This is a genomic window from Corallococcus sp. CA049B, from assembly GCF_003611685.1.
GTDB classification, from domain to species: domain Bacteria; phylum Myxococcota; class Myxococcia; order Myxococcales; family Myxococcaceae; genus Corallococcus; species Corallococcus coralloides.
On the sequence record NZ_RAWC01000335.1, the window covers coordinates 1 to 6,638 of the forward strand.

Consider the following 6,638-nt stretch of genomic DNA (forward strand, 5'->3'; position numbering starts at 1 on the left):
GGAGGGCTCGGGCGCGGGTGCGCTCGCGCGCGGCGGAAGGGCCGGCGGCGGCGCGGAGGGTTCAGGCAGCTCCGGCGCGTCCGTGAAGCGCGTCACCCAGGCGGCTCCCAACGTGAACAGCAGGAACAGCCCCAGGCTCAGGCCAGGGATGAGGAGCCAGCGGACGAGGGTGCGGTGCGAGGACGCCATGGGCCGGGTGCCCGCGTGTCATACCCGCCTCACGCAGGGGCGTGAAGCGGGGATGCACGCGAGCGCCCGAGGCTACGGATACACCTCCCGGCGCGGGCTAGGCGGGGTCGTCGTCGGGGGCACCACCACCGCGCCCTCCGCGCGGATGCGCTGCTTGCGGCTGACGCCCAGCGTGGCGCCGAGCACCGCCGCGATGAGGCCCAGCAGCAGGCCCGCGAAGATGCCCCAGAAGACGCGGCCGGAGCGGTCCGCCACCTTCAGCGCGCCCTGCTGTGCCTGCTGGCCCACCTCGCCGGCCTTGGTCTTGGCCTGGTCCACCTGCTGCTGCACGCGGTCGGCCACGCCCTCCGCGTCCTGCCGCGACAGGTTGGTGTTCTGCGCGATGTTGCTCACCAGCAGCTCGCGATCCATGCGTCCCTGGCGCACGCCCTCGGTGACGATGTCCTTGGTCGCGGCCTCCAACTGGTTCGCGGTGATGGTGGGCTTGCCCTCCTCCCGCAGGCGCTTGTTCACCGGCGCGAGCGCGTCGTTGGCGTCCAGGCCGAACGCCTTCGCCGCTTCACCGCCGCCTGTCACGGCCCCCACGGCCGCGGTACCGCCCGCGCCCACCGCGGCCTTGCCCACGTTGAACACCGCGCCAAGCACGTTGGACACCAGCATGCCCACGACCATGACGCCCAGGAGCGTCGTCAGGCCCCAGAGCACCGCGCCGTGCATGGCGCCTCCCGCCTTGTCCACGATGCCCGCGCTGCGTGCGGCCACCACTCCGCCCACGAAGAGCGCGACCAGCGGGACGATGACGCTCCAGATGCCGGTGAAGATGCCCGCGGACTTCGCGCTCGACGCATCGGCGGGGTTCACCGACGACAGGCCCAGCGCCAGCCCCAGCGTGTAGAGCAATATCCAGACGCCCAGCGCGACGAAGGTGCCACCGAAGATGGCGCCCCAGCTCAGCTTGTACGCACTGCCCGGCACTGCTGGGATGATGCCGGCGCGTTCGCTCTCGACAATGGCTGCCATTGGACTTCACCCTCGCTTCCCGTGAGTCGCCGAAGCCGTGCTCGCAGGCATGGCCGGGGCGGACGTGTCTGGGTTGAAGGTGTGCACCTGGGAAGCCACGTCGTCCCACTGCCTCACGGCCGCTCCGTCCCGGAGGGTGGGGCGGAAGGCCGGGTGGCCTCAGCGCAGGCCGAGCGCGTCGAGGAGCAGTGCCTCGCGCGCCACCACCGGCTCGCGAGGGAGCGCGTCCGTGCGGTAGCGCGCGACGAGCGCGGGCAGCGTCACCGGGCTGCCGTCTCCCAGGCCGCTCCATGCGGCAAGCAGGCCCAGGACATGCTCGGGAGGCCGGCCGCGCGCCCGCAGCTCCGCGAGCGCGAACGCTCCATCACGCTTCGCCAGCCGCTTGCCGTCCTCGCCCAGCACCAGCGGCACGTGGAGGAACGCGGGCGCGCTCAGGCCCAGCGCGGCGTAGAGCTGGAGCTGCCGGGGCGTGGAGGGCAAGAGGTCGTCCCCGCGCAGCACGTGGGTGATGCGGCTGGCCGCGTCGTCCACCACCACCGCCAGCTGGTAGCTGGCCACGCCGTCGTTGCGGCGCACCACGAAGTCCCCCACCAGCGCCTGCACGTCCTGGACGTACGGGCCCATGAGCTCGTCCACGAAGCGCACCTCGCCTTCACGCGCGCGGAAGCGGTACGCGGGGGCGCGCGTGCGGGAACGCTCTGAAACCTGCCCGGCGGTGAGGTGCGCGCAGGTGCCGGGGTAGCGCGGGCCCTCGTCGGACAGGCCGTGGGGAGCGCTCGCCGCGCGGGCGATCTCCGCGCGCGTGCAGAAGCACGGGTAGATGAGCCCCTCGCGCTCGAGCTGCTCCTGGGCCTCGCGGTAGACGCTGTCGCGCTCGCTCTGGATGAGTGGTGTCTCGTCCCAGTCCAGGCCCAGCCAGCGCAGGTCCTCGTAGAGGTCCTGGAGGAACTGGGGGCGGCACCTCGCGCGGTCCAGGTCCTCGATGCGCAGGAGGAACGCGCCGCCCGCGGCCCGGGCCTGGAGCCAGCCCAGGAGCACGCTTCTCACGTTGCCCAGGTGCATGCGGCCGGTGGGGCTGGGGGCGAAGCGTCCTCGCATCGTGGCGGCAACCATAACTTCCCCGCCCGCCTTCGCGCGCTGGGAGAGAATGCCCCGCCGCTTCCTTCCGTTCCTTCGGGTGTGACTCCCTCCATGCGCTTCCTTCACTGCTCCGACGTCCACATCACCGAGGACTACTTCGCCCTGCCGCTGCGCAAGCTGGGCTGGCGCCGCTGGGTGGCGCTCGTGGAGCTGACGGCGGGAGGCCGGGCGAAGGCCTACCGGAACGCGCAGGCCACGCTGTCCACCATCGCCCGCGAGGCGGGCACGCACGGCGTGGACCACTTCATCCTCTCCGGCGACCTCACCGCCTACGCCCTGGAGGGCGAGTTCCGCGCCGCCCGCGCCGCGCTCGCGCCCCTGGCCCCCACGCCCGCGCGCTGCACCGTCATCCCCGGCAACCACGACGTCTTCACCCCTGGCGCCGCGCGTGACGGACGCTTCGCCCGGCACTTCGGGGACCTGCTGGACAGCGACCTGCCGGAGTACCGCCGCGAGGGTGCGTTCCCCTTCGTGCGCCTGGTGGGCGAGGGCGCCGCGGTGGTGGGCCTGTGCTCCGCGCGCCCGCCGCCCACGCCCGGCCTGTCCTACGGCACCGTGGGCCCCGCGCAGCTCGAAGGCCTGGCGGCCCTGCTGAAGGACGCCCGGCTGGACGGCCGCGCCATCCTGGTCGTCGTGCACCACGCGCCCCGGAGCTCCGCGAACCACGCGGACGGCTGGCACCATGGACTGCATGACGCGGACGCGCTCCTGAAGCTGCTGCCGGGCCCGCGCTTCGCGGTGCTCCACGGCCACATCCACCAGCGCTACCACCACCCGGCCACGGACGACCGGCCCCACCTGTTCGGCGCGGGCTCCTCCACCCAGGCGGGGAAGGAGGGCTACTGGCTCATCGAGGTCCAGGACGGCGTCGTCGTGGGCGGCACGAAGCACGTGCCCGCGTTGTGACAGTTCCCCCGGGCGGCGGTACAAGGGGCGCACATGACCCCGGCGCCCCCGTCCCCACCCGCTGAGTTGTCCCTGGAGGAGTACCGCTACCTGCGGCAGCTGGGACGCGTCACGGACGACCTCCTGGAGGAGAGCCTGCGGGAGCGCGAGACGCTCACCCAGTGCTTCCGGCGCTGCTTCCCCACGCTGCTCAAGCACCTGGGCGCGCGCGCCATCGCCGTCACCACGCGCGACGAGGAGCTGGTGGAGCAGACCTGGAGCGAGGGCGACTGGGGCGGCGTCTTCGCCGGGAGCCTTCTGGCGGGCCCCGTGGGCCTGAGCGTCCACGACACGGGCACGCTGCTCACCCAGACGCTGGACGTGGCGGGCTCACCGGTGGGCACGCTGGGCGTGCTCTTCGCGGGGCCGCCCGGTGACGCGGGCACCACCGCGAAGCGCGCGCGGGCGCTGGACGTGGTGGCGGAGGAGCTGGACACGGTGCTGATGCTGGTCCACACCGCGTCGGAGAAGCACCAGCTCATCCTCCAGTGCAACGAGCACCTGTCCAACCCCGTCTTCGAGGCGGGCATGGACCACGCGGTGCGCACGCTGGCGCAGCGGGTGCGGCTGCCGGGCTTCCTCCTCTTGTACCGCGACGCCGTGCAGCCGCACGTGCTGCACTACCGCACGTACCGGCACGGGCAGCTGGAGTACGAGAGCGGAGACCAGCCCGGCTCGCAGCTGGAGTCACTGCTGCATCAGCACGGCACGCGGCTTCTGCACGGGGACGCGGGCGTGCTCAAGCGCCTGTTCGACGGGCGCACCACGGAGGCGGTGCTCATCTCCGCGGCCACGCGCAGCGAGCCCCTGGGGAAAATCGTCGTCTGGAGCAACGAGGGCTTCTCCGCGTACGCGATGGACCTCATCCGCGTGCTGGCCTCCACGCTGAGCCAGCGCCTCCTGGACTACAACCGCGAGCGCATCCACCTGTCGCAGTTCTTCCCCACGGTCGCCATCGACGCGCTGCTGGAGGACCCGGACTACGCGCGGCACCTGCGCGCGCAGGAGCAGGAGGTGGGCATCCTGTTCGCGGACATCAACGGCTTCACCCGCATCTGCGAGCAGGGCTTCGACAGCCCGCGCAGCATCGGCCGCTTCGTGGACGAGTGGAGCGCGCGCGCCGTGGACTGCATCTGGGCGCGCGGCGGCGTCTTCGACAAGATGGTGGGCGACTGCGTCATCGGCCTCTTTGGTCCGCCCTTCTTCCAGACGGACCGCGTGCGCCGCGCGGAGGCCGCCGTGCGCGCCGCGCAGGACATCCAGTCCTTCACCGCGGAGCTGAGCGAGCGCGAGGAGGTGGCCGCGCTGTGCCGGCGGGTGGAGCTGCCGGGGCTGGGCGTGGCGGTGGGCGTGAACCTGGCCACCGCGAACTGCGGCCTCTTCGGGCCCAACCGCAACTATACGGCCTTCTCCAGCGGCATGAACCAGGCCGCGCGCCTGCAGTCGCTGGCGGGCTTTCGCGAGACGCTGGTGATGGAGAGCGTGCACGAAGCGCTGACGCAGTCGCAGGAGCCCTTCGTGCGCAAGCTCCAGTTCGGCCCCCTCATGGAAACGCCGGTGAAGAACGTGGCGCAGCCGCTGCGGCACTACCGGCTGGCGCCGTAACCGTCAGGCCAGCAGGTGCGTGCCCGCGTAGCGCCGCGAGAAGTGGATCCACCGGCGCTCGTCCACCTCCACCTGCCACTCGCTGTTGGGCGTCAGCGGCAGGCGCTGCTTGAGGAAGCTCTCCAGGTGGTCCGCCGCCTTGAGCGGCGTGAGCCCCGGCGCGCGGAACGCGATGTGGAGCGTCACGTCCAGTGACGGCGCCACGTCCACCGACGCACAGATGCGCAGCGGGCCCACGCGCCGCTGGTACTGGGTATCCGATGCCGGCCAGGTGGAGGAACCCTCGGGCTGCGGGGGCGCCTGCTCGAGCCAGTTGTCGGGGATCAGGATGAAGTCGAGCAGGTTGCTGCTCGCCTCTTCCACCGTGCCGTGCTCCTGGATGGAAAGCATTGTCCACCTCCGCCAGAGAAGCCGTTGGGGTTGCGTGGAAGTCGTCTTGAAGAATGTGCCCACGAGCCCATGCCATGCAAGGGCCCCCGAACATCCACGTGCCGCACACACCTGCGTTCCGCGTGTGCGAGCAGGGCGGACGCTAGCGCTTCGGGGTGACACGACAGGTCGGGTGGTGTTCCGCCCGACACCGCCCGGTGCTCAGGAAGCGACGGGGAGGGAGCGGCGGGGCTTGCGCTCCACGGCGGCCTTGAGCTGGCCGCAGCCCGCGTCGATGTCGATGCCGCGACGTTGGCGCACCGTGCTGGGCACGCCGTACGACGTGAGCACGTCCTGGAACGCCCGCACCGCGTCGGGGACGCTGGGGCCGCCGTCGTAGCCCACCGTGGGGTTGAGCGGGATGACGTTCACGTGCGCGTCCATCCCGTGCAGCAGCTGTCCCAGGTGGTGCGCGTGCTCCGCGGTGTCGTTGCGGCCGGAGATGAGCGTCCACTCGAAGAAGATGCGGCGCTTGCGCTTCGCCACGTAGTAGCGGCACGCGTCCATCAGTTCATTCAGCGGCCAGCGGCGGCCCGCGGGCACCAGCGCGGCGCGCTCCGCGTCCGTGGCGCCGTGGAGGCTCACCGCGAGCTGCACCGGGCGCGCCTCGTCCGCGAGCCGGAGGATGCCGGGCACCACGCCCACGGTGGACAGGGTGATGAAGCGCGGCGCCAGCGCCAGGCCCTTGGGGTCCACGAGGATGTCCACCGCGGCCAGGGTGTGCTCGTAGTTGTGCAGGGGCTCGCCCATGCCCATGAGCACGATGTTGCGCAGCGCTTCCCCCTGCGCGCGCAGGAGGCGCGTGACGTGGAGCACCTGGCCCACGATTTCGCCCGGCGTCAGGTGGCGTGACAGCCCCATCTGGCCCGTGGCGCAGAAGACGCAGCCCATGGCGCACCCGGCCTGCGTGCTCACGCACACGGTGGCGCGGCCCTTGAAGCGCATCAGCACCGTTTCAATGGTCTGCGCGTCGTGCAGGCGCAGGAGCAGCTTGTGGGTGAGCCCGTCGCTGCTGAAGCTCTCGTGGTGCGTGGCGAGCGTGCCCAGGTGCGCTCGCTCCTGGAGCGTGGCCTGGAGGTCCGGGCGCAGCCCTGTCACGTCACCCAGCGCGGTGACGCCGTCGCGGTACAGGCCCGTCCACACGCGCTCGCGGTACTGGGGGCTGAAGCCCCAGCCGGCGAGCCGCGCGTCCAGCGCGGGGCGGGGCAGGTCGTAGAGGTTGACGGTGGCGTCCGGCATGACGGGACCTGGGATAACACACCCGGCGCGGGCGCACCCGGGTCCGCCGGCCTGGGGGGCGGACGAGGGGG

At 72.1% G+C, this 6,638-nt stretch carries 6 protein-coding genes and 1 pseudogene; 2 read left to right on the plus strand and 5 right to left on the minus strand.

The features are described 5' to 3' along the window. The 3 genes and pseudogenes from D7W82_RS37685 to gluQRS form a co-directional block, all read right to left on the minus strand. Nucleotides 1–189 (minus strand): annotated as a pseudogene (locus D7W82_RS37685) (hypothetical protein); the annotation flags it as partial. Between the two features lie 72 nt (nucleotides 190–261). Further along, on the minus strand, nucleotides 262–1,209 hold the full coding sequence (locus tag D7W82_RS37690; RefSeq protein WP_120622891.1) for a hypothetical protein: 948 nt from the start codon (nucleotides 1,207–1,209) through the stop codon (nucleotides 262–264). Between the two features lie 159 nt (nucleotides 1,210–1,368). Beyond that, complete coding sequence (gene gluQRS / locus D7W82_RS37695) at nucleotides 1,369–2,307, minus strand: tRNA glutamyl-Q(34) synthetase GluQRS (protein WP_233588178.1); 939 nt, start codon at nucleotides 2,305–2,307, stop codon at nucleotides 1,369–1,371. Nucleotides 2,308–2,400: 93 nt separating this feature from the next. On the opposite strand from gluQRS, the gene D7W82_RS37700 reads away from it, so the two are divergent. Beyond that, a complete protein-coding gene (locus tag D7W82_RS37700; protein WP_120622895.1) occupies nucleotides 2,401–3,255 on the plus strand; it encodes a metallophosphoesterase in 855 nt (284 codons plus the stop codon). A 33-nt stretch (nucleotides 3,256–3,288) separates the two neighbouring features. Then, nucleotides 3,289–4,899, plus strand: a complete 1,611-nt coding sequence (locus tag D7W82_RS37705; RefSeq protein WP_120622893.1) for an adenylate/guanylate cyclase domain-containing protein — start codon at nucleotides 3,289–3,291, stop codon at nucleotides 4,897–4,899. Nucleotides 4,900–4,902: 3 nt separating this feature from the next. Here the strand turns inward: D7W82_RS37705 and D7W82_RS37710 are convergent, their stop codons facing one another. Beyond that, entirely contained in the window at nucleotides 4,903–5,289 is a 387-nt protein-coding gene (locus D7W82_RS37710; protein ID WP_014394034.1) for a hypothetical protein, read from the minus strand. A 201-nt stretch (nucleotides 5,290–5,490) separates the two neighbouring features. After that, nucleotides 5,491–6,567 carry a 23S rRNA (adenine(2503)-C(2))-methyltransferase RlmN gene (gene rlmN, locus D7W82_RS37715; protein WP_120622894.1) on the minus strand — a complete coding sequence of 359 codons (1,077 nt, stop codon included), beginning with the start codon at nucleotides 6,565–6,567 and terminating at the stop codon, nucleotides 5,491–5,493. Nucleotides 6,568–6,638: the final 71 nt, after the last annotated feature.